Raw genomic sequence first — 24,622 nt, 5'->3', positions numbered from 1 at the left:
CCGACTACTCTTGGGTGGTAACCCCAAAGTCCCACGAAGGAGCATCTGTGGCCAGCATCGAAGTTGTTTACGCACGCGAGATCCTCGACTCCCGCGGAAACCCCACCGTTGAGGTCGAGGTCGTGCTCGACGACGGCTCGACCGCCCGCGCCGGAGTGCCCTCGGGCGCATCCACGGGTGCATTCGAAGCAGTCGAGCGCCGCGACGGAGACAAGGCCCGTTACCTGGGCAAGGGCGTGCAGGACGCCGTCGACGCCATCAACGACGAGATCGCCCCCGAGGTCATCGGCCTCGAGGCCGACGAGCAGCGCGAGCTCGACGCCACGCTGATCGACCTCGACGGAACCCCCAACAAGGGCAAGCTCGGCGCCAACGCGATCCTCGGTGTGTCCCTCGCCGTGTCCCAGGCCGCTGCAGAGTCCGCAGGCCTGGAGTACTTCCGCTACGTCGGTGGCCCCAACGCCCACGTGCTGCCCGTCCCGATGATGAACATCCTCAACGGTGGCTCCCACGCCGACTCCAACGTCGACATCCAGGAGTTCATGGTCGCCCCCATCGGCGCGACCTCCTTCCGCGAGGGCCTGCGCATCGGCGCCGAGGTCTACCACTCCCTCAAGTCCGTCCTCAAGTCCGAGGGCCTGTCCACCGGCCTGGGCGACGAGGGTGGCTTCGCCCCGAACCTCTCGAGCAACCGCGCCGCGCTCGACCTGATCCTCGTCGCGATCGAGAAGGCCGGCTTCAAGCCGGGCGTCGACGTGGGCCTCGCGCTCGACGTCGCAGCGACCGAGTTCTTCAAGGACGGCGCCTACCAGTTCGAGGGCAAGGCGACGACCCCGGCCGAGATGGTCGAGTACTACAAGCAGCTTGTTGCTGACTACCCGCTCGTCTCCATCGAGGACCCGCTGTCCGAGGACGAGTGGACCTCCTGGTCCGACCTCGTCGCCCTGGTCGGCGACAAGGTCCAGATCGTCGGCGACGACCTCTTCGTCACCAACCCCGAGCGTCTGGCCCGCGGCATCAAGGAGCGCTCGGCCAACTCGCTCCTGGTCAAGCTCAACCAGATCGGTACCCTCACCGAGACCCTCGACGCCGTGCAGCTCGCGCAGCGTGCCGGTTTCACCGCGATGATCTCGCACCGCTCCGGCGAGACCGAGGACACCTCGATCGCCGACCTCGCCGTCGCGACCAACGCTGGCCAGATCAAGACGGGTGCTCCCGCCCGTGGCGAGCGCATCAACAAGTACAACCAGCTGCTGCGCATCGAGGAGAGCCTCGGCGACTCCGCGCGCTACGCCGGTGCGTCGGCCTTCCCGCGCTGGAACGCCTGACCTCGTCGTCACGCCAGCGATGAACGGCCAGCGATACGCTGACCAGGACCGCGCTGAGTGATGCGCTGACACTCGTGCCCGGTGGACTTCGGTCCGCCGGGCACGCGTGTGTGTGGGGGGTGTGGAGGCGGCGCGTCGCTGACCGGCTCGCGACCGACGCAGGGGGAGAATCGCCAGGTGCCTCCCGCTTCACGCCCCCCCGCGCCCCGCCCCTCAGGCGGCGGCTCCGCTGCGCGTTCCACACCGCGCCGCTCGGGCGAGCGCACGGGCCGCACCGGGGACACCCCGACTGTGGCTCGGCCCACCGGGAAGACTGCGGGCACGGGGCGGTCCGGGGGACACCCGTCGACGACCAACTCCGCCAAGGCCTCGTCCTCACGCACGGCATCGCCCCGCACGCCGGCCGGCCGTCGCCCTCCGCCCGCCGTCAGGCCGACCGGATGGATGCGGATCTTCACGGTACGCTCGGCCGTCCTGCTGCTGGTCACCCTCATGGGGTTCATCCTCATCATGCCCACGGCCCTGCAGTACGGGAAGCAACGCACCGACAACCAGCTGCTCAACGCCGAGCTCGAGGACATCCGTGCGATGAACGCCGAGCTCGAGAACGAACGAAACCGCTGGCAGGACCCCAAGTACGTGATCTCGCAGGCGCGCGGCCGGCTGACCTTCGTGTTCCCGGGCGAGATCCCCTACCGGGTGATCGACCCGGACTCCGTCGTGGAGGCGCCGGCCGTCGACGCCAACGAGCCGATCACCGACGGCGCGGTGACGAGCGGGCTCACCGACTCCCAGCTGTGGTACTCGACCATCTGGGAGTCCGTGCAGATCGCCGGCAACGCCACCTGACGCAGGCGAGTGCTGGCGCCCAGTGGACTCGGGGGACAATAGGGCAGCGAACCCGCCCGCCCCATGATTGGAAGAGATCCGTGACTGACCCGGCCTCCGCCGTACCTGACCCCCGCGTCGTGACCGAACGCGACCTCGAGGTCCTCGCCGAACAGCTCGGCCGGCTCCCGCGGGGAGTGGTGGGCATCGCAGCGCGATGCGTGTGCGGGCGCCCGCTCGTGGTGCGCACGGCGCCCCGGCTCGACGACGGCACCCCCTTCCCGACGACGTTCTACCTGACCAGCCCGGGCGCGGTCGCGGCGACCAGCACGCTCGAGGCCAACGGCGTCATGCGGGAGATGTCCGAGCGCCTGGTCGAGGACGCCGAGCTGGCGGCGGCCTACCAGGTGGCGCACGAGCACTACCTTGCCCAGCGTGAGGCATTGGGACACGTCGACGAGATCGACGGGATCTCAGCCGGCGGGATGCCGACCCGGGTCAAGTGCCTGCACGTCCTGGTCGGCCACGCCCTCGCGGCCGGCCCCGGCATCAACCCCCTCGGCGACGAGGCCCTCGAGCTGATCAAGCACACCTGGCGCCCCGACCGCTGCACCTGCTGACCCCCCGCCCCCGCCCCGACCCTCGCGGGTGTACGGTTCCCGCCCTCTTTCCGTCGAGAAATGGGCGGAAGGTGTGCACTCACGGGTGGGACCGCGTTCGCAGTCAGGCGGTCGGCTGGCGGGCGCGGATCGCGGTCCGGACCCGGGCGATGAATCGAGCGGGGTGGCGCACGTCGTCGGCCGTGACCGTGATGATGCGCCAGCCGGCGTCCTCGAGGCGCTGACGACGCTCGACGTCGCGTCGCCAGGTGCGCTTGTTCGTGCGATGCACATCGCCGTCGTACTCGATCGCGATCCGCAGCTCTGGATAGCTCATGTCTGGTAGTGCCAGGAACCGTCCGTGCTGGTCATACGCAGGAACGTTCACCTGGGGGCAGGGGAGTCCGGCGTCGACGAGGATCATCCGGGTCCGTGTCTCCATGGACGAGTCCGTCCCGGGGCGCAGGAAGGCGAGCGCCGCGCGGGCCTTGACGATCCCCGGGGCCTTCGAAGCTCCCTGCACCACCACATGCAGCTGGGTCAGTGACGTCGCCGGTTCCCTCCGGCGGAGCATCGCATCTCCGAGGACGACAAGTTCGACGAGTGAGAGGGATCGCGAGCAGTGCATCCATGTCTGCGCGGGGGTAGTGACGGGGAGCCCGTCGACCCGCGTCAGGGCCATCACCTCGCTACGGTGGGCGACGACACCGGCCCGTCTCGGTCGCCGCGCCCGATCAGAGGTCGTGACATGGACCCGACGATCGGTGTCCAAGGTCCAGGGAACATCGATCCTCTGGATCCGTAGCGCACTGACGTGACTGAACGCGACGCCGTCATGCAGAACCGGTGCTACCGCACGGAACGGGTCGAGCAGCCCCGCGGGTGCATCCGCCCTGATCCGCACACCGCGGATCGGCGCCCGGAACCGGCGGCCGCGCAGCTGCTTCTCGCTCAACCCCGCGCGGAGGCCAGCCTTGATCGTGAACATCGTCATAGCCCGGCATCCTGCCCGTCCAGACCCTCGCGGACGCTTGCCTGCTTGCGCCCCTGTGGCCCAAGAGCCCTCAACCCTGCCTGTGCGCAGCCTGTCCACCCCGAGAGCCCCCGCTCGGTGCACACTTTCCGCCCCCTCTCCTGGCGGCAAAGTCAAGTAGTCAGGACAACGGGGTGGGCTATGCCGCCAGCAGCAGGTCGTTGAGGCGGTTGGCGGGGGTGTCGAGGTTGAGGGTGGGGCGGGGCCGGCGGTTGAGCTTGGCGGCGACCTGGCGGAGGTCGTCGGGGGTGTGAACGGACAGGTCTGAGCCTTTCTCGAACCAGAACCGCAGGAGCCGGTTGGTGTTCTCGTTGGTGCCCCGCTGCCAGGGCGAGTGGGGGTTGCAGAAGTACAGCTGCAGGTCCAGGGCCGTCTGGATCTGGGCGTACTGGGCCAGCTCGGTTCCGCGGTCCCAGGTGATCGAGCGGCGCAGGTGGTCAGGGAGGTCCTTCATCTCCTCGATCATCGCAGCCGCGACCGTCTCGGCGGTGTGGTCACCGGGGACTGCTGCACGAATAGGGGACAGTTCGTCTCAGGCGGCGAGTGCGACCTGAGTGGTCATGATGGCTTCGTATTCGATGGGGGTCAACCGGCCGAGACGGGCTTGCCTGCGGCGGCGGTGGTAGGTGCGTTCGATCCAGGTGATGATCGCCAGTCGCAGCTCGGTCCGGGTGGTCCAGCGGTGCCGGTCCAGGACGTTCTTCTGCAGCAAGGCGAAGAAGGATTCCATGGCTGCGTTGTCACCGGCTGAGGCAACCTGACCCATGGATCCGATGAGGTGGTGGCGGGTGAGTTCGCGCAGGAACTTCCGGGATCGGAACTGGCTACCGCGGTCGCTGTGGACCACGCAGCCGGCCACGTCACCGCCCCGACGCTGGACCGCGGAGCGCAGGGCATTGACCGCGAGAGAGGCTTCCATGCGGTCGCTGATGGAGTAACCCACGATCCGGTTCGAGTAGACGTCCTTGATCGCGCAGAGGTAGACCTTGCCCTCACCGGTGGCGTGCTCGGTGATATCAGTCAGCCACAGCTCGTTCGGGGCGTTGGCGGTGAACTTGCGCTCGACGAGGTCGTCGTGGGCTGGTGGGCCCGGCTTCTTGCCGTTCTTTCCGCGCTTCTTCCCGAACGCGCTCCACCAGCCGTTGGCTGAGCAGATCGCCCACACCGTCCGGTCGCAGGCCCTGTGGCCCACGGCGCCTGCTTCGTCGGCCAGGAGGCGGTGCCCGAACTCCGGGTCGTCGCGGTGGGCGTCGAAGAGGGCGTTCGCCAGGTGCGCTTGACGCAGTTCCAGGGTGGTCACCGGGTCAGCGAGCCAGCGGTAGTAGGGCGCTCTGGAGAGCTTGAGAACCCGGCAAGTCACCGTGACGGGGATCCCGTCAGCGGCAAGGTCACGGACCAGCGGGTAGCTCATTTTCCCGGCAGGTGCGCCTGGGCGAAGTACGCCGCTGCACGGCGCAGTACCTCGTTCTCCTGCTCGAGCAGCCGAACGCGCTTCTTGGCTTCACGCAGCTCGGCCGACTCCGACGCCGTCACGCCGGGACGTTTGCCGTCCTCGACATCCGCGGCTTGGAGCCAGTTGCGCAGGCACGAGTCGGAGATCCCGAAGTCCTTGGCGATCTGGGCAATCGGAGCCTCGCCGCGCCGGGCGATCGCCACGACGTCGTCGCGGAACTCCTTGGGGTGAGCTTTAGGCATGGTCAACATCCTCCCAGCAGTGCCCACAGGCACCACAAGTGGGGTGTCACCTATTCGTGCAGCAGTCCCCCGGGCAGGTGCAGCAGGATCGTGAACCGCGTGGCCCGCTCCACCAGGGTCCCGATCGCGGTCCCGTCGCACCCGATGATCAGGTCCCCTTCCCAGTGCCCCGGGACCGCCCGGTCCTGGACCTCGGCGGGCCGGTCGCTGATCTTCAAGGCGTCCTTGTAGGGGCTGTTGTTGGGCCGGGTGTCGATGTTGGGGACGCGTTTGCGGCGCTTCAACGAGAGGTTCTTTGCCAGGTCGGCCCGCAGGTTCCCGCGGGTCTGGACGTAGAGGGCCTGGTAGATCGTCTCGTGACTCACCTGCATAGTCTCGTCGCCGGCGAAGTGGAACTCCAGCATCGACGAGATGAGCTTCGGGCTCCAGCCGTCGTCCATCCAGACCGCGATCAAGTCGCACAACGGCGCGTTGTCGACGAGCTTGAGCGCCTTGGGACGGCGGCGCTCCTGGAACGCCGTGCGATGGGCGACCGAGGCGTAGTAGACGCCGTCGGGGCTGGTGTTGCGCTTGACCTCCCGCCAGATCACCGACTTGTTGCGACCCGCGAGCCGGGCGATCTTGGCGTAGCTCCAGCCGTCATGCAGGCCCGCCTGGATCATGCCGCGCTCGGCCAGCGTCACCTCCCGGCCCCCAGGCTCAGCAGGAGGAACCGGACCAGCCAAACCACCAGTGGCACCACGCGAGATCTCCATGCCACCAGACTGAGCCCACCACCTCGAGCCACTGGCCGGATGAGCCCCGACACGCTGAGCAGCGACCTGAACGGACACCCCCGAACACACCAGATCCACGAACTTCGTCCGAGTCCCAGCAGGGAACAACTTGACCATCACACGCTCCATTCAGACGAGCGTTGCTCTGACCATATGACTTTGCCTGGCGAAAACGGGGCGGAAACCGTGCACCGAGCGGAGGGGACGGGGTGTGAGCGAGGCTCGGGGGGAGGTGGCAGGCTATGGACCATGACTTCGGGTTCTTCTTCCTTCGTGACCGCGCCGGATCTCCTGGCTCCCAACTCCGCTCCGACGGGCGCTCCGGCGGTCGCTCCGGGGAGGGAGCGGGTCGCGGCGATCGACTGCGGCACCAACTCGATCCGCCTGCTCGTGGCTGACCTCGACCCGGTCGCCGGGACCCTGACCGACGTCGTGCGGCTGATGGAGGTCGTGCGGCTGGGCCAAGGCGTGGACAAGACCGGCCGGCTCGCACCCGAGGCCCTCGCCCGGACGCTGGAAGCGACTGCCAGGTACGCCCAGATCTGCCGGGACCTGGGCGCTGCGCGGATCCGGTTCGTGGCGACGTCGGCCTCCCGGGACGCGGAGAACCGGCAGGACTTCGTCGACGGGGTCGTCGCCGCGATCGGCGTCGAGCCCGAGGTCGTCTCGGGGGAGGAGGAGGCTGCGTTGTCCTTCCGCGGGGCGACCAGCGTGCTCGGCAGCGAGCACGTCGGGCCGTTCCTCGTCGTCGACCTCGGCGGCGGCTCGACCGAGCTCGTGCTCGGTCAGGACCTCCCCGACCAGGCCCTGTCGATGAACGTCGGCTGCGTCCGGATGACCGAGCGGCACCTGGTCACCGACCCGCCCACCCCTGAGCAGGTCACCGCCGCGCGGGCCGACGTCCGCGCCGCTCTCGACGAGGCAGCCGCGGTGGTCCAGCTCGGGCAGGCCCGGACGCTCGTCGGGCTGGCCGGGTCCGTGACGACCGTCACCGCGCACGCGCTCGGCCTGGAGAAGTATGACCGCAACCGGATCAACGGGGCGGTGCTGACCGTCGAGGCGACCCTCGCCGCCTGCGAGGATCTGCTCGCCCGCACCCGCGACGAGCGGGCCTCCCTGGGGTTCATGCACCCTGGCCGGATCGACGTCATCGGCGCCGGGGCGCTCGTCTGGTCCGAGGTGGTCGCCCGGGCGCGCGACGACGTCGCCGCGGCCGGCGGGCAGCTCACCACCGTGGTCACGAGCGAGCACGACATACTCGACGGCATCGCGTGGTCGCTCGCCTGAGACCCGCACTCCCACCGTCGAGCGCACGGACCCCGGCAACCGGGGTCCGTGCGCTCCGTTGTTCCTGGACGAGCGGCGAACGGTGACCCGCGACCCACGAACGGCGATGCCTGACGCCCGGCGAACGGCCCCGGGCGGCCCACTCCACCCCAGGTCCTGCGCATCGCAAGGTACGACACGCCGCGCACTACTTCCCTCTAGCCACTAGTGCGGTGTGCGTAGTACCGTGTGGTGCGCGGATAGGCCGCGGCGTCGGGACGTCCGGATATCTGGACGTCGGACGCCGAACCGGCCCCCGCGCTCCGGTGCGCGGACCGTGCGCCGTCTCGGCTCAGGAGGGCAGATGGACACCACTCAGCTACTCAAAGGTGTGCTCGACGCCGCGGTCCTCGCGGTCCTCGACGACGCCGACGGCTACGGCTACGACGTCGTGCGCCGGCTGCGCGGGGCGGGCCTGGAGGAGGTCGGCGACGCGTCGGTCTACGGGACGCTCCGGCGCCTGTACTCCGCGGGTGTGCTCAGCAGCTACGTCGTCCCCTCGGACGAGGGCCCGCACCGCAAGTACTACGGCATCACCCCCCAGGGCCGAGCGATGCTCGAGACCCAGCGCAAGGAATGGCACATCTTCTCGGGTGCGATGAGCGCCCTCCTCATGAAGGGAGCAGCATGATGACCGCCGCCGTCCTGTCCGACCACGTCGCCGCCTACGCGGCCCAGGTGCGTGCGCACCTCGCCGACCTCAGCTTCGAGCAGATCGAGGACCTCACCGACGGCCTCGAGGCCGACCTCACCGAGGCGCTCGAGGACCCCGAGGCACGCCCGGTCACCGGTGAGATCCCGCTCGCGGGCTCCCGCGGGGCCGCCACCGCGACCGGCGCGGCGCCGGCGCCCGTGCCGGCCCTGCCCGACGCCGCAACGTCGATCATCAACCTCACCGAGCGCTTCGGCCCGCCACAGGCGTACGCGGAGGAGCTGCGGTCCGCGGCCGGGCTGCCCGCGCCGATCCCGGCCACGGCCGAGAAGCCTGTGCGGCCGTCGTTCGTCGACCGGACGCGGACGCGGCTGGCCGCACGCCGCGCGCAGCTCGTCGCGCAGGCGTGGTGGCCGGGAGTCCGCGCGACCGGAGAGGCCCTGCGACCGGTGTGGTGGGTGGCCCGCGGGTGGGTGCTCTACAACGTTGTCGTCACGATGGTCTCCGGCACGGCGAACGTGTACTTCGTCCCGGACAACCTCTTCGGGATCCTGCTGCTGCTCGGCGTCGTCGCGGCCAGCGTCCAGCACGGCCAGGGCCGGTGGACCCTCCAGGGCAAGGGGCGTACGGTCCTGACCGCGGTGAGCGTGGTGGCTGCAGTCGGGCTGTTCCCGACGCTCATGACGGCGACCGCGCACAGCACGCAGGTCGACTACATCAACAACGGGTACTACGAGTCACCCGAACCGGTCGCCGACGGCGTCTACGTCGACGGTCAGCCGGTGACGAACCTCTTCGTCTACGACGCCGACGGCCAGCTCGTCGACCAGGCCCAGGTCGTCGACGACAAGGGCCGACCCGTCCGGGTCGACCGTGACGGGGGTCTGTGGGACGAGAGCACCGGCACGAGCAGGTACTGGAGCCCGGCCGAGGACGCCTACGGCCGCGAGATCTGGAACGCCTTCCCGCTGCGGATGTGGAGCGACCAGGACGCCGAGTGGAGTGACGAGACCCAGGGCTGGGTCCTGCCCGACGGCGTGAGTCCGCCGGTCATGCCGCCTCCCTTCGCCCAGCTCGCCCCACTCGAGCGCGACGAGGGTGAGCCCGCGACCGAACCCGAGGTCGAGGGGTCGGCTGCGCCCGCCGACCCCACCGACCCGGCCGCACCCGCCGACCCCACCGACCCGGCCGCGCCCGCCGACCCGGCAGCCCCCGCCGCACCCACCGATCCGGCCACCGGCGTCGTCCCCGGAGACGGCCTCTGACCGGCTGTGACCGACTGCGACCGCGCGTGACGGGCACTGTGCCGGGGATCACGCGGTCGCGGCTTCGACGGATCTGACAGATCGCAATATGCTTGAGCCATGCCTCAGACTGACCAGAGCTCGGATTCGCCTGCCCAGAGTGCCTCCCCGGCAGCCACCGCGCCGCGCCCGCGCAAGGTCCCGCGCATCGTCGTGCTGGGTGGGGGATCGGTCGGTCTGTACTCCGCTCGCCGCCTGCGCAAGCGTCTGGGACGCCGCGAGGCCGCGATCGTCGTCGTCGACCCACGCCCGTACATGACCTACGCGCCGTTCCTGCCCGAGGTGGCTGCAGGGTCCATCTCCGACACCGACGCCGTCGCCCCGCACCGCCGTGCGCTCAAGCACGTGGACACGCTGCAGGGCAAGGTCACCAACATCAACCACGGCGGACGCAAGATCGAGATCACCCCCGAGGTGGGCGAGATCTACGAGATCACCTACGACCACCTCATCGTCGGTCTCGGGTCTGTCGCACGCACCCTCCCGATCCCGGGGCTGGCCGAGCAGGCCATCGGCTTCAAGCACGTCGAAGAGGCCGTTGCCGTCCGCAACCAGATCCTCAACCGGATCAACCTCGCCAGCTCCACCTGGGACCCGGGCCTGCGCAAGCGGATGCTCACCTTCACCTTCATCGGTGGTGGGTTCGCCGGCATCGAGGCACTCGCCGAGACCGAGGACATGGCCCGTGCGGCCGTCAAGAACCTCACCGGCGTCGAGCAGTCCGAGGTCCGCTTCGTCATGATCGAGGGCTCGGACCGCATCCTGCCCGAGCTCACCCTCGAGATGGCGAACTACGCCCTCTCGGAGATGAAGAAGCGTGGCATCGAGTTCCACCTCTCCACCTTCCTCAGCTCCTGCACGGACGGCCACGTCGTCACTTCGACCGGCGTCGAGTTCGACTCCGACACGATCGTGTGGACCGCCGGCGTCAAGGCCAACCCCGTCCTGGGGACCTCTGACCTGCCCCTCGACCGGATGGGTCGGCTCACGGTGCTGCCGACGCTGCAGGTCGTCGACGCCGAGGGCACCGTCGTCCCGGACGCCTGGGGCGCCGGCGACTGCGCCGCGGTCCCCGACCTGTTCAACCCGGGGGAGTTCTGCCCGCCGAACGCCCAGCACGCGATCCGCGAGGCCAAGGTGCTCGCAGACAACCTCTACGCGACCCTGAACAGCGGCGAGGTCAAGGAATACAGCCACAAGAACCTCGGCACCGTGGCCTCGCTCGGCCTGCACAAGGGCGTCGCGATCCTCTTCGGCAAGGTCAAGCTGCGCGGCTTCCCGGCCTGGGTCATGCACCGCATGTACCACGTGGCCGCCATGCCGACGGCGAGCCGCAAGATCCGCATCACGACCAACTGGGTCGGCACATGGCTGCTGCGCCGCGAGGTCGTCTCCCTCGGATCGATCCACGACCCGCGAGCGGAGTTCCGCGCGGCGTCCGCGCCCGCCAAGGCCAAGGACGCCCCCGCGGCTCCGGTCGCCGAGGCGAAGAGCGCAGCCGACACGACGCCCTGATCGAGCGTCGATGACGGGGCCACACCGCACGCGGTGTGGCCCCGTTGTTGTATCGTCCAGCGTGGCGCCTGCGCGCCGCCGGCCCCCATAGCCCAATTGGCAGAGGCAGCCGACTTAAAATCGGCACAGTGTGGGTTCGAGTCCCACTGGGGGTACCAGACGCCGCTCTGACCTGCGGATACGACCTGCGGATACGACCTGCGGATACGCAGACGGCTCGACGCCGCGGTCCGGGGAGCAGGATCAGGCGGCAGCCGCGAGCTCGCGGATCGTGATCCCCGAGAAGGTCGCCGTGCCCCCGTCTGAGTAGAACGAGATCCCGGTGTCGCCGTCGGCGAAGTGCACCTGCTGAGAGAGCACGGTGTGCCCGGCGTTGACGAACACCTCGACGCTCTGGGTGTCGACGAAGATGCGCAGATGGACAGACCGCGCGTTCTCATCGATCGGCGCGGCAGCTCGCGTGAACGGCGCGAGCGAGAAGCCGGCGAGGTTCGACGGTCCGCGGTCGACGTACAGCTCGTCGCCGTACTTGCCGATGTTCGTGTGACGAGAGCCGTCGGCCGAGCGGCCGACGGAGATGCCGACGTTCGTCGCGGAGCTCCACGAGATGTCCAGCTCGAGCTCGTAGGCGCGCCCGCTCCACGGCAGCACTGTGGCGCCGGTGACCACCTGGTCGGGGAGAGTGGTGGTCGCGGTGACGTAGTTCCGCAGCGCCTCCACGGGGCTGCTGAGCAGGCTGTACCTGCCGCCCGACTGATGCTCGAGCCTCAGCTCGCGCACGATCGAGTTCTGGCCGTTGTAGCCGTCGGTCGCGTCCGTGGGAACGTCACGCGCCGCGTACTTCCAGTTGTTCATCCAGGCGATCGCCAGGCGGCGCTCCTGCGGAGCGTCGACCGACGGCCAGGTCACTGCGGCGTACCAGTCCCAGCCCCAGTCGAGCCATTGCGGGGTGAGGTCGTCGGCGATGAACTGCTCCCCGTCCCACGTGCCCATCCAGTACGCATAGGTCATCGGCAGGCCGACGCCGTAGGCGTCCATGCTCGCGGCGAGCACCCAGTGCCGTGTGCCGTCGCCGGCGGTCATCTCGAACAGGTCGGGGCACTCGATCCCGCCGAGCGCGTGGTTGGGGAAGTCGAAGTTGCGCCGCAGCTGCCAGTCGCGCAGGTTCGGTGAGGTGTAGAAGCTCGCGTACCGGGCTCTCCCGATCACGCACACCCACTCGTTGCGGGTCGCGTCCCAGTGGATCTTGGGGTCGCGGCACCACTCGGCGTTGTCGATCTGTGCCTGCGTCGTCGCCGTCCGACCGTCGGTGTTGATGATCACCGGCTCGGGGAGCGCGGTGAAGGTGAATCCGCCGTCGGTCGAGGAGTAGAGGTACTGCTCCTGGTACTTGCGGATACCGTCGGTGGGCTGCGTCGCCAGAGCGATGACGGCTCCGGCGCCGAAGCCGGCCGTGTTGGCGGTGTCCACGACGGCGGACCCCGACCACACCGGGAAGTCGGGCTGCAGCGGCATGACGGTGCCGTGGTGGGTGAAGGCCACGCCGTCGCTCGTGGAGGCGTGGTCCCAGCCGCCCGGGCCGTTGTTCTGGCCGGAGTGGAGGTAGTACAGCTGGTAGGCGCCGTTGGTGTGGACGGGACGCTGCGGGTCGCACAGCCAGCCGGTCGGCGGCGTCATGTGGTAGCGGGCGCGCAGCGAGCCCTGGGCCTGTGCGGCGGCGACGGCGGCCGGCAGGGCACCGCTCATGAACAGTGCGAGCGCTCCTACGCTGGCCCCTTGCAGGATGCTGCGTCGTGAGATGGGATACGTCATCGTTGATGTCCTCTCAGAGCCGGCGGGCGCGACGGTGCGCCCGCCGGGGTGCGGCGGTGGTGGGAAATGCGGTGGTGGGTTGGGCGGTGGTGGGACAGGCGGTGGTGGGACAGGCGGCGGGATGCAGCTCAGGGGAGCAGCTCAGCACCGACGGCGAGAAGCTGCGCGGATGGTTCGTCCGGCGCCGGCACGTCGACCACGGTGACCGTGACAGGGCCGTGGTGCTCGGTGTCCAGAGCCGCGGTGATGGTCCCCGTGCCGAGCATGACGAGGTTCGACACGGTCGTCTCCCCGTCGCCGACGAAGATCTCCAGCAGCGGGCCGTCCAGGCTCAGCAGCAGGCGTCCTCGCTCCGCGCCGGTCACTGCGCCGGTCAGCGCGACCGTGGAGGTCGACGGGAAGTCGGGATGCACGACCTGCGCCGCGAGTCCCCCGCGAGTGACACGGAGCGTGCGTGAGGCAGGGAGGTGCTCGACCTCGACGTGCGCGTCGGCGTCACCGCGCAGACGCAGTCGAAGGGTGCCGGTGGCTGCGGGATCCCATCGGAGCTCGACGAGCGAGTGGCCGCTCAGGGTGAGCTGGGCCGGTTGGGCGGCGCCGGACAGCGTGGCCGGAGTCACCCGCGCGAGGTGCGCACGGACGAAGGTGGGGGGCTCCTGCACGAGGCACGGCGCGCCGTCGATCTGGCGCAGTCCGAGCCGGCGGGGGAGCGACATCGCTCCCCGCCACGGCGCTGACGGAACCGCGGACGCGTAGCGCCAGTTGTTCATCCAGCCGATCATGATCGCCTCGCCGGAGGGCGCGCTGTCGAAGGTGACACCCGCGTAGAAGTCCCGGCCGTGGTCGAGTCGCGTCAGGCCCTGCGCCTGCGAGGTGAAGGCAACTCCGTCGAAGTGTCCGACGACGTAGCTCATGGACGAGCCGCTGGGGTCCGCGTCGTCGCCGACCGGGTTCGTGCTGAGGAGCAGCACCCAGCGGACGTCCTCCGGATGGCCGTCGACGGCCAGCGGGACGATGTCCGGGCACTCCCAGACGACACCCTCGTCGCCGAGCGGGCCGAAGTCGCTCAGGTACTCCCACGACCGCAGGTCCTGGGAGGAGTAGAACAGCACGCGCCGTTCCTCGGCCTCGACCGCGAGCAGCACCCACCGGAATCCGCCGTGCGCGTCGACGACACGGATGACCTTCGGGTCACGGAAGGACCGGGTGCCGCGGTCGAGCACCGGGTTGCCCGCGTCGATGTCCCAGGTGAAGCCGCCGTCGTCGCTGGTCGCTCTCGACTGCGCCTGGTGGTCGTCGTCGTAGGCGCTCGTGTAGAGCGCGGTCAGACGCGCGTCGTCGGGCCCTGACACCACGACCGATCCTGAGTAGATCTGCTCGCCGTCCTGATACGGCAGTGCCACCGGATGCTCGGTCCACGCGTGCAGGTCGGGGCTCGTGGCATGGCCCCAGCTCATGTTGCCCCAGTCCGAGCCCTCCGGGTTGTACTGGAAGAACAGGTGCCACAGGCCGCGGTGGTGCACGAGCCCGTTGGGGTCGTTCATCCAGTTGCGCTGCGGTGTGAAGTGGAAGGTGGGTCTGGGCACCGGGCCGCTCGTAGTTCGCACGGGGTCTCCTCTCAGACCGAGAGTCGCTGGATCGGCGGGCAGGGGATGAGGTGCGGGTGGGGGTCCGCGTGCGTCTCGAGGCCGAGCAGCACGCGCACGCCCGCCGCGCCGAGCTCGTAGTGGGGGAGGGCGACCGTCGACAGGGGCGGGCGCAGGTGGGCGGCGATGACGTCCTGGTTGTCGAAGCCGATGACCGCGACGTCGTCCGGGATGCGGAGGCCGTGCTCGCGGAGCCCGTCGTAGAGGCCCATCGCCACCCGGTCGTTGTGGCAGAAGACCCCCGTCGCCCGTGAGGCGATGATGGCGGGCGTCGCCGCGTACCCGCCCTCCTGCCCGGGAGCAGCGGGGAAGACCAGCGACTCGTCGAACGCGATGTCTGCGGCGTCCAGCGCAGCGCGGTAGCCGGCCAGGCGCCCGGACTGCGCCGGTGAGGGCGTCGTCGTGTTGATGAACGCGATCCTGCGGTGACCGGCGCGGAGCAGCACCTCGGTCGCGGTGCGCCCGCCCTGGAGCTCGTCGGGGACGACGGCGGGGAGCCCGCTGCCGTCGGCGAAGCAGTCGACGAGCACGGTGTCGGTCTGGTAGAGCATCGGCGGGACGACGATCTCCCGGTGGTACCAGGTCGAGTAGAGGATGCCGTGCACCTGGTGCTCGAGCATCATGGCGATCGCGTCGTCCTCGACTGCTGTGTTGCCGTCGGTGTTGGCGACGAGCAGGACGTACCCGTGCTTCCACGCCTCGTCCTGTGCGCCGTGGATGATCTGGCCGGCGAACGGGGTCGTGGCGATCGCGTCGGCGACGAGCCCGATGAAGCGCGAGGTCCCTTGGGAGAGCGTCTTCGCGAGCGCGTTCGGTCGGTAGCCGAGCTGCACGACGGCCTCCTGCACCCGGTGCCGGGCACCTTCTCCGATGCGGGCACCGGGTTTGTCGTTCACGACGTGCGACACCGTCGCCACGGACACTCCCGCTGCCTTGGCGACGTCCCGCATCGTGACGGCGGAGGTGTTTCTTCCGCGCTCTGGACCGCTCATCCCTTTGTCGCTCCGCTCTCGAGACCCTTGATCATCGCTTTGTTCAGCACCAAGAACACCAGCAGAAGCGGTGTGACAGTGACGCACACGGCGGCGAACGTCGCTGTCCAGTCGGTGTTACCCATTGCGCCAATGTAGTTCTGCAGGCCGAGCGGGATCGTCTTCAACCCGTCGGACAGCACAAACGTGTTGGCGAAGATGAAGTCGTTCCAGATGAAGATGGAGTTCACCAGCACGACGGTGATGATCGTGTTCACCGACAACGGGAGGGTGATCTGGGAGAAGATCCGATAGGGACCGGCCCCGTCGAGAGACGCAGCCTCATACATCTCCCGGGGGATGTATTCATAGAACGAGGAGAACAGATAGACAGCCATGGGGAGGGCAAAGGCAGCCAGCGGGATGATCATCGACAGGTGCGTGTCGAGCAGCCCCACTCTCGAATAGTCGATGAACAGCGGGACGAGGGCGATCTGGACGGGCACGATGATCCCGAGCAGGAACAGCCCCCGGACGAACCCGCTGAACCGGAAGCCGAGCACCTGCAGCGCAAAGGCCGCCATCATGCCCGCCACGACGATGAGGGCACTCGCCCCGAGGGTGATGATGAGGCTGTTGAGGATGTTCAACCCGAGGTTGCCGGTGGCGAACGCCCGCGTGTAGTTGTCGAGGGTGTACTCCGACGGAAGCGCGAACGGGTTGCCGCCGGCGAAGTCTGCTGCCGTGCGAAAGCTCGTCAGCAGCAACCACAGGAGCGGGTACACCTGGACGACGACGATCGCCACGACCGTCACGGTGAGCAGCGTGCGCTGCACGCGGAGTCGAGGAGACCGGGCGGGGGCCCGGCGCAGGGTGGGCTGCGCCGGCGGTGTGGGCTGTGCGGTCGCGGTGAGCACGGGCGCGGTCACGAGTCGTCCCTTCGACGGAAGAGCAAGAAGATGATGCCGACGGCGACAAGGCACTCGGCGACGATGAAGACGGAGATCGCGCTGGCGTAGCCGTAGTCGGTGTGGACGAACGCGGTCTTGTACATGTACGTCGTGAGGAGCTCGGAGGACTGTCCGGGACCGCCGTTGGTGAGCAGGTACGGGATGTCGAAGCCGCGCAGCGCGAACGTCGTCGCCATGACCGTGGTGGTGATCCAGACGGGACGGATGTAGGGGAAGCGGATGCTCCAGAACACCTGCCACCACGATGCGCCGTCGAGCCGCGCAGCTTCCTCGAGCTCGCTGGGCACCGCGATGAGCGCGGCATAGATGATGAGCATGTACAGGCCGGTGAAGCGCCAGCCCTCGGGGATCGAGACGGCAGCAAGCACGGTGTCCACGTTGGAGAGCCACGCGGTCTGCAGGTTCTCCAGGCCGATCCAGGCGAGGATCTGGTTGAGCAGGCCGACCGGTTCCAGCGAGTAGATGCGCTGGAACAGGAGGGCGATCGCCACCGTGGAGATCACCGCGGGCAGCAGATAGAGCGTCTTGACGAGCTCGCGTGCCCGGGGGAGGGCCGTGAGCAGCCCGGCGACGACCAGTGCCCCACCGAGCTGGAGCACCAGGCAGATCACCAGGTATCCGAGCGCGTTGACGAACGACGTCCAGAAGACGTCATCGCGGGTGAGCATCTTGACGTAGTTGTCGAGACCGACGAACGACATGTCGGTGATGCCGTCCCACTTGAAGAGGCTCAGCACGAGCGACTGCCCGATCGGCAGCAGCACGGCGAAGCCGTACACCAGCAGCGGTGGGAGGAGGAACACGAGCACCGACAGACGCGAGCGGCGAGGAAGCATCGACGTCCGCACCGGCTTGCGCGCCGGCGGGTGGGCCGGCTTGCGCGCCGGCGTGCGTGCCCCCTGCCGGGGCAGGCGCGAGGAACCCGCGCCTGCCCCGGCTTGTTCGAGCTCAGTCATCGCAGGTTCTCCGCCAGAGCCGCGTCCATGGTCGCGATGAACGTGTCGGGGGTGATGTCGCCCTGCACCAGGAGGGTCAGCTCCTGCTGGAGTCGCGTGTTCGTCGCCGGGTCGAGCTGGGTGTCCCAGGGCATCGCGATCGCGGCGCCGACTTCGTCCGCCTGGGCCACGGACCGGGAGTACAGATCCGTCGCGCCGGCGGGGATCGTCGTCTCGGCGGTCGTCGTCGGTGACAGGGCGCCGGTGGACGCGTAGAGCTCGGGGTAGCGCTCGAGGGCGAAGGCGAGGAAGTCCCGCACGAGCGGGTCGTACGTCTGGGCGTTGACGGCCATGCCGATGCCCGACGGCGTGACGAACTCGTTGTCGGCGGTGACGGCGCCGTCGATGGTCGGCAGCGTGAAGTAGTCGATCGAGTCCCGCACGTCAGGGTTGAGCGCGTCCGTGGCGAGGTTGCTCAGCTCCCACGTGCCGATGTTGTAGACGGCGGCCTGACCCGAGGTGAACAGGGCCTGGGCGTCGGCGTACCCGGTCGAGGAGAATCCTTCCGCGAAGCAGCCTGCCTGGCCGAGGTCGTACAGCCACTGTGCGGCTGCCTGGCCGGCCGGGTCGGCGAAGGACGCGTCGCCGTTCTTGAGGTCCTGGATGTAGTCGGTGCCGGTCATGCGGAACGGGTAGTACGCCATGTACCGCTCCAGCGGCCACTGGTCCTGGCCGTCGAGGGCGATGGGGGTGATCCCCTCGGCGCGCAGAGCCGTGCACATCGCCGGGAAGTCGTCGAGCGTCGCCGGGATCTCCACGCCGGCCTGGTCGAGCAGCGCGGAGTTGTACCAGAAGACCTCCAGCTGGAACTCGAACGGCAGCATGTAGAGGGAGCCGTCGTCGAAGCGCTGGTAGTTCAGGGCTGCCTCGCGGTAGTCGTCGGCGATCCCGAGGTCGTCGAGCAGGACGTCGATGTCGACCATCCGGTCCTGGCCGGCGAGCTTCTGCGCGAAGGGCGTCGCGTCCGTGTCGAAGAACTCGGGCAGCTTGTTGGCGGCGGCCAGGGTCTCGTACTTCTGGATGTAGGAGGGGCGATCGGGAGTCGTGATGAGGTTGAGCGAGAAGCCGGGGTGGTCCTTCGCGTACTCGTCGGCGATCTGTTCCATCGCTGTGATGACCCCACCGTCCGCCGGGCGGGACAGCAGCCAGGAGATCTCGCGGGGGACGATCTCCCCTTCCGGGTTGACGTCGGTGGGGTCGGCGCTGGTCGATTCGCCCGCGCACGCGGAGAGCGCGAGGGTGGTGGCTGTGATTGCGGTGATGAATGCTGCTGTGCGTGTGGTCCTGGGCATGGTCGGAATCTCCTTTGATCTGACGCCAATGGGGTGTGCTGGGGTGGGGCTGCTCACGTCGCGGCCAGAGCGGCGGGTGCAGTCTCGTTCGGTGTGGTGCCGCCGTCGTCACGGGTGGAGACGGAGAACTGGGTGAGGGTCACGACGCCCTCGCCGACGAACGCGCCGAGGCGGCCGGTCGGCCGGTCGTACAGACGCGTGCTGAGCACGGTGGCATTGTCGACGGTGGCGACGCAGATGTCGCCGTCGACGATCACCTCGAGCTCGTGCTCACCGGGGCTGAGCACGCAGGGGCGCTCGAGCTCCACGGCGAAGGGGACGTCTCCGGAGATCTGCCACTGCTCCGTGCCGGTCGCGCGACGCGGCCAGCGGTCGAGGACGAGCCGCCCGCGCTTGGGCTCGAGGCGCAGGGCATACGCCTCGTCGCCGTCGGGGCTTGCGCGCAGGAGGACTCCGCACTCGGTGGTGTGCTCGCTGATGTCGAAGCGGGCGACGAGCCGGAAGCTCGCGGCAGCATCCACCGACGTCAGCACGTCCGCGTAGCTGTCCGGGGCGTACAGCGTCGTCCCTGCGGCGATCTCGTCGACCGGACGGGCGAACGTCTTGCGAAGCTCTGCGGTCGGGTGGAAGGCGAGAGTGCCGTCCTCGCGCTGCTCTGCTTCCAGGACGGAGAGGGTGCCGGCCCACTGCCAGGCCCCGTCGTCGCAGCTTCCCTCACGGGAGGCGATCCAGCCGAAGAAGAAGCGACGGCCGTCCCGCGCGGCGGACTTGGCGGCGTAGTACGCGCGCCCGTCGAGCGAGTCGTGCTCGGGGACGATCCAGGGGCCGTCGAGGCTGCGTGCCATCCGATAGCGCGTGGTGAACGCGTCGCTGAACTCGGAGTAGACGAGGTACCACCAGTCGCCCCACTGGAACACCTCGGGGCATTCGAGCGCGAGGTAGCGGCGCGGGTCCCAGAACGGCGCGGCCGGCTCCCAGCTGGTGAGGTCGCGGGAGGTGCACTGGGCGATCACGCCGCGTCGACGCGCCGGCCCCTCAGCGTGACGTGCGGTGATGAGCATCCGCCACAGCCGTGCGTCGGCGTCCCAGAAGACGAAGGGATCACGCCAGTCGGCGGTCTCGTAGCCGCTGGTCGCGCCGAAGGTGTCCGCCGGGTGGTGGTCCCACGAACGCATCCCGTCGTGGCTCGTCGCGTGCATGACCACCTGTAGCGCCAGACCGTCACCGCCCGTCTTGACGGGGTTCTGGCCGGTGAAGAACGCGTGGTGGGTCCCGTCGCCGTCGACCACGATGCTGCCGGTGTAGACGTTGAACCCGTCGGAGGCGGGACCGCCCGAGGCGAGGGCCTCGCCGGCTTCGTGGAAGTCGACCAGGTTGTCTGTCACGATGCGGTGCCACGGCATCCCCTCCTTGGGGACCTTGCGCGTCTCGTGCAGGTAGAAGAGGTGGAACTCCCCGTCTTCCTCCCAGGGGATGACATCCCCCACCCAGGCGCCCTCTGGCCTGTAGAACCCTCGTTGGTCCGTCATCGTCACCCCGTCGTTGGTGGTTAACCGCTTACGCATGACCCTAAGGGCGTCGATCCGGATTGGTCAAGCGGTTAAGCACGGGGTTATCAAGTTGTGATCAGCGGGCGAAAGTGACGGTCGACCACCGGGCCGGCCCGGTGTCGCCAGCGCAGGACGCCAGTCTGTGTCACCGTGATCTCGCGCACCGATCGTTGACCTCCGGAGGCACCCCATGGACACCACCTACGCGGACCTGCTGCCCGTCCTCGTCGTCGCCCTCCTCAGCCCGCTGCTCGTCGGTCTGCTCCCGGTCCGTGCGCGGGTCCCGCAGGTGGTCCTGCTGCTGGTCGGCGGCGTGGTCATCGGCCCCGAGGTGCTGGACCTGTCCTCCCCGGACTCCGTGGACCTGCTCTCCGACCTCGGCATGGGCTTCCTCTTCCTGCTGGCCGGGTACGAGCTCGACCCGACCCTCACGCGCCAGCGGACCGGGCGCCTCGCGCTCGGCGCATGGAGCACCTCGCTCGTCGTCGCCGTCGCCCTGGTCTTCGTGGTCACCGCACCGGACGGCGCCCATGCGCTGGCCGCCGGGTCGATCGCGCTGACCACGACCGCACTGGGCGTGCTCATGCCGGTCCTGCGCGACGCCGGCCAGCTCGGCACCCCCTTCGGCAAGACCGTCTTCGCGGTCGGAGCGGTGGGTGAGCTCGGCCCGATCGTGGCCATGGCTCTGCTGCTCGGGACCCGGCGCAGCGGCGCCGCGGCGGTCCTGCTCATCGCCTTCGCCGTGGTGGCGGTGCTGCTGGCGCTCCTGCCCGGGACGATCCGGTCGCCCCGGATCGCCAGGGTGCTGCTCCGGTCCGAGCACGGCACCGGTCAGACGACGGTGCGACTCACGCTCGTCCTGCTGGTCGCGCTGCTCGCGGTCGCGGCGAGCCTCGGCTTCGACGCTGTGCTGGGTGCGTTCCTGGCGGGGATGATCCTGCGCCGCTGGGCCCCGGGCGACGTCGCCCGGCTCGAGGAGAAGCTGGACGTCATCGCGTGGGGGGTGTTCATCCCGGTGTTCTTCGTCAGCTCGGGGATGGGCCTGGACATCGACTCGATCGCCGCGCAGCCGTGGATGCCGTTCGTGTTCCTCGCCCTGCTGCTCGTGGTGCGCGGGGTGCCGGTGTTCGCCTGGTTCCGCCGGGACCTGGTGCGTGGAGAACGGGTCCAGGTCGCCGTCTACAGCGCGACGGCGCTGCCGCTGCTCGTCGCGATCACCGGGCTGGCGGTCGCCGACGGTGCCATGTCGAGCGCGAGCGCCGCGGCCCTCGTCGGGGCCGGAGTGCTCTCGGTCCTCGTCTTCCCGATGGCTGCGCAGCGGCTGGGCAGCCGGGAGCGCGAATCGCTGGAGGTGCCCCCGGCGTGACCGGGGTGACCGGACGGGTCAGCCTGCGGCGTCGGACCAGTGCACGGGACGGTCCAGAGCGGGTGGGATGCGCGTCGCCGCGTCGCCGCGGGCAGCGGTGAGCTGGGGCTGGGTGAGGTAGAGCGCGTCGGTGAGGGTCGCGCCCCGCAGGTCCGCGTCACGCAGGTCCGCCCCGATGAGGTCGGCCCGGCGCAGGTCCGCGCCACGCAGGGAGGCGCCGATGAGGTACGCCCCGCGCAGGTTGGCCCCCCGCAGGTCCGCTCCGCTCAGCTTGGCGCCGATGAGGTCGGCGCCGCGGTGGTTCTTCGGCCGGCCGGGCGCGCCCGCGCGGACCAGCTCGCTCGCCCGGGTGAGCACGACGTTGACCTCCTGCCGGTGGGCGTCCACGTCGAGGGCGAGCAGCGCCTCCGGCCGGGCGGCCGCCAGCTCACGGGTGGTGGTCGACGCCGCGCGCAGGGCGTCGTGGACGGGTGCGGTGGCCACGCGGGAGAGGGCGTCGGTGAGGTACCAGATCAGCTCGTGGAGGTGGCGCACGACCGGGAAGACCTCGAACATCTCGGTCATGGTCGCGGGGGCCTCACGCCAGCTGACTCCCGCGTAGATCACCTGGGCGACCTGCTGCCCGGCGCCGAAGCAGTCGTAGACGGTGCAGCCGCGAAAGCCGCTCGGGCGCAGCCGCGCGTGGATCCCGCAGCCGAAGGCCGGCTCGAGGTTGGGGCACGGGGTCCCGGCAGCCTTGGTGATCGCGAAGTCCGAGGACCGCGCGAAGGGCAGGGCGACGCAGCACAGCCCGAAGCAGCTGCCGCAGTCCCCGCGGAGCTCACGGCGTGCCGCCTCCTCGTCAGTATCGGACATCGGGCTCCTCAGTCGTGGGCCGGAGCCCGTGGACCTCCATCCTCCCAGCCGCCGGAGGCGTCCTCGTGCATGGGCGGGCAGGTCTCGCCGCGCTCGACGACCGGTTCGAAGTGCCACAGCTCGTTCGCGTACGTCCGGCACAGCCCATAGTCCTGCGACCGCGCGTCCAGCCACAGCGCGCCCTCGGTCGGGCCGACGTCGATCGCCAGGCCCGCCACGTGGGCCGAGGCCTCGGGCGGCAGCACCCAGCGTCGGGCCGCCGCGGCCGACCCGTGGTGCTCCACGGCTGCGTCGACAAGCGTCTGCTGCTCGTCCGCGCTGCGCCACCCCGAGGTGAGGGTCAGGCTGACGCCGTCCCGCGCGGCGTCGGCCGCGGCCTCCTCGAAGGTCGCCTGGAGGTCGGCGTCGAGGCGCACGGCTGGCCCGGAGCTCGTCCCGGAGGCATCGCCGGCAGCCTGCTGGCTCGTGCCGGCCCCGGTTGGGGACGCGCCCGTCACCGTGCCGGTGAACAGGAGGACGGCAACGACGACGAGACCGACGACGAGGCCGACGACGAGGCCCGACAGGATCCAGTGTGCGTGGGGCGAGGCGCGACGGGGCGAGGTACCGGTCGAGGGTCGGCCGGGTGGGACGGGGCGGGACGAGGTGGCCATGAGGTTCATCCTGGTCTGCGCGCCTTGCCCCGCACATCGACCTCAGGGCTGAACCTACCGGCGCCTGGCCGCACTCGGCGATGTTCTGGCTGGTCAGGCAGTCCACCCGTGGGTGGACGGCCCCGGTCCGCCGGTCCTCCCTCGGGACGTCGCCACAGCGGGCCCAGACCCGTACGGTGGTCACCGTGACCGACTCCCCACCTGCGGCGGCGCCCCGGCAGGCACAGCCGCCGTGGGTGCGCGACGCGCTCGTCGCGGTCGGCGCGGGGGCGGTGTGGTTCCTCACCCTCCGCCTCGCCGACCAGAGCGGCTACTGGCACCCCCGATGGATCAGCATGTACTGGTGGGCCGGTGCCTGGATGATCTTCGCGCTCGCCGGCCGTCGCACGATCCCGTGGACGGTCTTCTGGCTGACGATGCTCTGCTACCCGCTCGGCTACCGCGCCGGGCTGCAGTCCGACTTCCATCTGCTGCCCCTCCTCATCGCAGCCTTCGGCGCCACCCACGCGGCGCAGGTCAGACCGGCAGTGGCGGTCGTGGTCGCTGGAGGCGCCGGGCTCCTGCTGCGGTTGTCCGGCGGCCCGGCGCTCCCCTCCGGGCGGGGCCTGTGGGTGCTCGGCTTCGACTTCAGGGGCCGTCCGTCCACGGTCCTGGTCGGGCTCGCCCTCACCACCGGGGCGGTGGCCCTCGGAGTGGTCATGCACCGGCTGGCGCTGAGCTCGCAGTCCCTGCGGGAGCAGAACGCCGAGCTCCAGCGGTTGCACGGGGTGGTCGCCGAGCAGGCTGTCTCGGCCGAGCGGCTGCGCATCGCCCGCGAGCTGCACGACGTCGTCGCGCACCACATGAGTGCCATCGTCATCCGGGCGCAGGCCGCGACCAGGGTCGCGCCCAACCAGCCCGACGCCCCGCTGCTGGCCACCGAGTGGATCGCGGGGGCGGGCAAGGACGCTCTCAAGGCGATGCGGACGATCGTCGACATGCTGCGGGAGACTCCCGGGGAGGGCGGGATGCTGACCCCCGCGCCCCGGCTGGACGACCTGCGCGGAGCCGCCGAGCGGATGGCGCAGGCCGGGCTCGACGTGACGGTCACGATCCCGGAGGTCGCTCTCCCGCTCGGGCCGGCCGCCGAGCTCGCCCTCGTGCGGATCGCCCAGGAGTCGCTCACCAACGTGCTGCTGCACTCGACCGCGACGACGGCGACGCTCTCGCTCAGCCGGCGCCCCCGGCACGTCGTGCTCACCGTCCACGACCCCGGTCCGGCGCGACCGCCCACGGATGCCGGCGCGGCCCGGGCCGGCAACGGTCTGCGCAACATGGGGGAGCGGGCCGTGACCTGCGGCGGGAGGTTCGTCGCCGGTCCCGACACCGGCGGCGGCTGGATCGTCCGCGTCCACCTGCCCAAGGAATCGTGACGCACGCACCGAGACTCGATCTGCACCCGAGATGGACGCCCCG

General features: G+C 69.8%; 21 protein-coding genes, 1 tRNA gene and 1 pseudogene. 10 read left to right on the top strand and 13 right to left on the bottom strand.

Annotated features, from left to right (window positions below; translation table 11 throughout):
• The first annotated feature begins 47 nt into the window (after nt 1–47).
• The 3 genes from eno to ACWA15_RS14765 all read left to right on the top strand — a co-directional run bounded on the left by eno (nt 48) and on the right by ACWA15_RS14765 (nt 2,776).
• Nucleotides 48–1,328, top strand: a complete 1,281-nt coding sequence (gene eno, locus ACWA15_RS14775) for a phosphopyruvate hydratase (RefSeq protein WP_464056150.1) — start codon at nt 48–50, stop codon at nt 1,326–1,328.
• Between the two features lie 444 nt (nt 1,329–1,772).
• Nucleotides 1,773–2,177 carry an FtsB family cell division protein gene (locus tag ACWA15_RS14770; RefSeq protein WP_464056149.1) on the top strand — a complete coding sequence of 135 codons (405 nt, stop codon included), beginning with the start codon at nt 1,773–1,775 and terminating at the stop codon, nt 2,175–2,177.
• A gap of 80 nt (nt 2,178–2,257) precedes the next feature.
• Nucleotides 2,258–2,776: a DUF501 domain-containing protein gene (locus tag ACWA15_RS14765; protein WP_464056147.1), complete on the top strand. Its 519-nt coding sequence runs from the start codon at nt 2,258–2,260 to the stop codon at nt 2,774–2,776.
• A 103-nt stretch (nt 2,777–2,879) separates the two neighbouring features.
• Here ACWA15_RS14765 and ACWA15_RS14760 read toward each other — a convergent pair whose 3' ends face one another.
• From ACWA15_RS14760 to ACWA15_RS14745, 4 genes and pseudogenes are all read right to left on the bottom strand, one after another.
• A complete protein-coding gene (locus tag ACWA15_RS14760) occupies nt 2,880–3,329 on the bottom strand; it encodes an endonuclease domain-containing protein (RefSeq protein WP_464056146.1) in 450 nt (149 codons plus the stop codon).
• 598 nt (nt 3,330–3,927) lie between these two features.
• Nucleotides 3,928–4,293, bottom strand: a pseudogene (locus ACWA15_RS14755) (IS30 family transposase); the annotation flags it as partial.
• 27 nt (nt 4,294–4,320) lie between these two features.
• Nucleotides 4,321–5,483 (bottom strand): IS3 family transposase gene (locus ACWA15_RS14750; protein ID WP_464054785.1). Its coding sequence is split into 2 segments (ribosomal slippage): nt 4,321–5,202 and nt 5,205–5,483, totalling 1,161 coding nucleotides; the frame shifts between segments, so codons are not numbered across the junction.
• 50 nt (nt 5,484–5,533) lie between these two features.
• Nucleotides 5,534–6,238, bottom strand: coding sequence for an IS30 family transposase (locus ACWA15_RS14745; RefSeq protein ID WP_464056145.1), 705 nt, complete (start codon nt 6,236–6,238; stop codon nt 5,534–5,536).
• Between the two features lie 270 nt (nt 6,239–6,508).
• On the opposite strand from ACWA15_RS14745, the gene ACWA15_RS14740 reads away from it, so the two are divergent.
• From ACWA15_RS14740 to ACWA15_RS14720, 5 genes are all read left to right on the top strand, one after another.
• Nucleotides 6,509–7,546 carry a Ppx/GppA phosphatase family protein gene (locus ACWA15_RS14740; protein ID WP_464056144.1) on the top strand — a complete coding sequence of 346 codons (1,038 nt, stop codon included), beginning with the start codon at nt 6,509–6,511 and terminating at the stop codon, nt 7,544–7,546.
• Between the two features lie 343 nt (nt 7,547–7,889).
• Nucleotides 7,890–8,216: a PadR family transcriptional regulator gene (locus ACWA15_RS14735; protein ID WP_464056143.1), complete on the top strand. Its 327-nt coding sequence runs from the start codon at nt 7,890–7,892 to the stop codon at nt 8,214–8,216.
• Complete coding sequence (locus ACWA15_RS14730; protein WP_464056142.1) at nt 8,213–9,502, top strand: hypothetical protein; 1,290 nt, start codon at nt 8,213–8,215, stop codon at nt 9,500–9,502. Before ACWA15_RS14735 ends, ACWA15_RS14730 begins: the two co-directional genes overlap by 4 nt.
• 99 nt (nt 9,503–9,601) lie before the next feature.
• Entirely contained in the window at nt 9,602–11,056 is a 1,455-nt protein-coding gene (locus tag ACWA15_RS14725) for an NAD(P)/FAD-dependent oxidoreductase (protein ID WP_464056141.1), read from the top strand.
• Between the two features lie 81 nt (nt 11,057–11,137).
• Nucleotides 11,138–11,214, top strand: a tRNA-Leu gene (locus ACWA15_RS14720).
• An 85-nt stretch (nt 11,215–11,299) separates the two neighbouring features.
• Here the strand turns inward: ACWA15_RS14720 and ACWA15_RS14715 are convergent.
• The 7 genes from ACWA15_RS14715 to ACWA15_RS14685 form a co-directional block, all read right to left on the bottom strand.
• Nucleotides 11,300–12,868 (bottom strand): glycoside hydrolase family 32 protein, encoded by a 1,569-nt coding sequence (locus tag ACWA15_RS14715; protein ID WP_464056140.1) that lies wholly within the window; start codon nt 12,866–12,868, stop codon nt 11,300–11,302.
• A 128-nt stretch (nt 12,869–12,996) separates the two neighbouring features.
• The gene (locus tag ACWA15_RS14710; protein WP_464056139.1) at nt 12,997–14,475 is read right to left on the bottom strand and encodes a glycoside hydrolase family 32 protein; all 1,479 of its coding nucleotides are present in this window, start codon (nt 14,473–14,475) and stop codon (nt 12,997–12,999) included.
• Nucleotides 14,476–14,486: 11 nt separating this feature from the next.
• Nucleotides 14,487–15,506, bottom strand: a complete 1,020-nt coding sequence (locus ACWA15_RS14705; RefSeq protein WP_464056137.1) for a LacI family DNA-binding transcriptional regulator — start codon at nt 15,504–15,506, stop codon at nt 14,487–14,489.
• A complete protein-coding gene (locus ACWA15_RS14700) occupies nt 15,503–16,402 on the bottom strand; it encodes a carbohydrate ABC transporter permease (RefSeq protein ID WP_464059531.1) in 900 nt (299 codons plus the stop codon). Before ACWA15_RS14700 ends, ACWA15_RS14705 begins: the two co-directional genes overlap by 4 nt.
• 8 nt (nt 16,403–16,410) lie before the next feature.
• Complete coding sequence (locus tag ACWA15_RS14695) at nt 16,411–17,292, bottom strand: carbohydrate ABC transporter permease (protein WP_464059529.1); 882 nt, start codon at nt 17,290–17,292, stop codon at nt 16,411–16,413.
• A gap of 116 nt (nt 17,293–17,408) precedes the next feature.
• Nucleotides 17,409–18,743 (bottom strand): ABC transporter substrate-binding protein, encoded by a 1,335-nt coding sequence (locus ACWA15_RS14690; RefSeq protein ID WP_464056136.1) that lies wholly within the window; start codon nt 18,741–18,743, stop codon nt 17,409–17,411.
• A gap of 53 nt (nt 18,744–18,796) precedes the next feature.
• Entirely contained in the window at nt 18,797–20,272 is a 1,476-nt protein-coding gene (locus ACWA15_RS14685) for a glycoside hydrolase (protein ID WP_464056134.1), read from the bottom strand.
• A gap of 211 nt (nt 20,273–20,483) precedes the next feature.
• On the opposite strand from ACWA15_RS14685, the gene ACWA15_RS14680 reads away from it, so the two are divergent.
• Nucleotides 20,484–21,659, top strand: a complete 1,176-nt coding sequence (locus tag ACWA15_RS14680; RefSeq protein WP_464056132.1) for a cation:proton antiporter — start codon at nt 20,484–20,486, stop codon at nt 21,657–21,659.
• A gap of 18 nt (nt 21,660–21,677) precedes the next feature.
• Here the strand turns inward: ACWA15_RS14680 and ACWA15_RS14675 are convergent, their stop codons facing one another.
• Nucleotides 21,678–22,514, bottom strand: a complete 837-nt coding sequence (locus ACWA15_RS14675; protein WP_464056131.1) for a pentapeptide repeat-containing protein — start codon at nt 22,512–22,514, stop codon at nt 21,678–21,680.
• A gap of 8 nt (nt 22,515–22,522) precedes the next feature.
• The gene (locus ACWA15_RS14670) at nt 22,523–23,167 is read right to left on the bottom strand and encodes a M15 family metallopeptidase (RefSeq protein ID WP_464056129.1); all 645 of its coding nucleotides are present in this window, start codon (nt 23,165–23,167) and stop codon (nt 22,523–22,525) included.
• 185 nt (nt 23,168–23,352) lie between these two features.
• Between ACWA15_RS14670 and ACWA15_RS14665 the strand changes: the two genes are divergently transcribed.
• Nucleotides 23,353–24,579 (top strand): sensor histidine kinase, encoded by a 1,227-nt coding sequence (locus ACWA15_RS14665; protein ID WP_464056128.1) that lies wholly within the window; start codon nt 23,353–23,355, stop codon nt 24,577–24,579.
• Nucleotides 24,580–24,622 lie beyond the last annotated feature (43 nt).

The organism is Sanguibacter sp. TS_SC_8, assembly GCF_055361235.1.
This window is presented reverse-complemented; position numbering and strand designations above follow the sequence as displayed.

What these genes read in the sequence shown, in the direction of transcription:
- ACWA15_RS14770 (WP_464056149.1), top strand. Translation starts at nt 1,773, where the DNA reads ATGCGGATCTTCACGGTACGCTCGGCCGTCCTGCTGCTGGTCACCCTC.
- ACWA15_RS14760 (WP_464056146.1), bottom strand. Translation starts at nt 3,329, where the DNA reads ATGCTCCGCCGGAGGGAACCGGCGACGTCACTGACCCAGCTGCATGTG.
- ACWA15_RS14745 (WP_464056145.1), bottom strand. Translation starts at nt 6,238, where the DNA reads ATGGAGATCTCGCGTGGTGCCACTGGTGGTTTGGCTGGTCCGGTTCCT.
- ACWA15_RS14740 (WP_464056144.1), top strand. Translation starts at nt 6,509, where the DNA reads ATGACTTCGGGTTCTTCTTCCTTCGTGACCGCGCCGGATCTCCTGGCT.
- ACWA15_RS14735 (WP_464056143.1), top strand. Translation starts at nt 7,890, where the DNA reads ATGGACACCACTCAGCTACTCAAAGGTGTGCTCGACGCCGCGGTCCTC.
- ACWA15_RS14730 (WP_464056142.1), top strand. Translation starts at nt 8,213, where the DNA reads ATGATGACCGCCGCCGTCCTGTCCGACCACGTCGCCGCCTACGCGGCC.
- ACWA15_RS14725 (WP_464056141.1), top strand. Translation starts at nt 9,602, where the DNA reads ATGCCTCAGACTGACCAGAGCTCGGATTCGCCTGCCCAGAGTGCCTCC.
- ACWA15_RS14715 (WP_464056140.1), bottom strand. Translation starts at nt 12,868, where the DNA reads ATGACGTATCCCATCTCACGACGCAGCATCCTGCAAGGGGCCAGCGTA.
- ACWA15_RS14705 (WP_464056137.1), bottom strand. Translation starts at nt 15,506, where the DNA reads ATGAGCGGTCCAGAGCGCGGAAGAAACACCTCCGCCGTCACGATGCGG.
- ACWA15_RS14695 (WP_464059529.1), bottom strand. Translation starts at nt 17,292, where the DNA reads ATGCTTCCTCGCCGCTCGCGTCTGTCGGTGCTCGTGTTCCTCCTCCCA.
- ACWA15_RS14690 (WP_464056136.1), bottom strand. Translation starts at nt 18,743, where the DNA reads ATGCCCAGGACCACACGCACAGCAGCATTCATCACCGCAATCACAGCC.
- ACWA15_RS14685 (WP_464056134.1), bottom strand. Translation starts at nt 20,272, where the DNA reads ATGACGGACCAACGAGGGTTCTACAGGCCAGAGGGCGCCTGGGTGGGG.
- ACWA15_RS14680 (WP_464056132.1), top strand. Translation starts at nt 20,484, where the DNA reads ATGGACACCACCTACGCGGACCTGCTGCCCGTCCTCGTCGTCGCCCTC.
- ACWA15_RS14675 (WP_464056131.1), bottom strand. Translation starts at nt 22,514, where the DNA reads ATGTCCGATACTGACGAGGAGGCGGCACGCCGTGAGCTCCGCGGGGAC.
- ACWA15_RS14670 (WP_464056129.1), bottom strand. Translation starts at nt 23,167, where the DNA reads ATGGCCACCTCGTCCCGCCCCGTCCCACCCGGCCGACCCTCGACCGGT.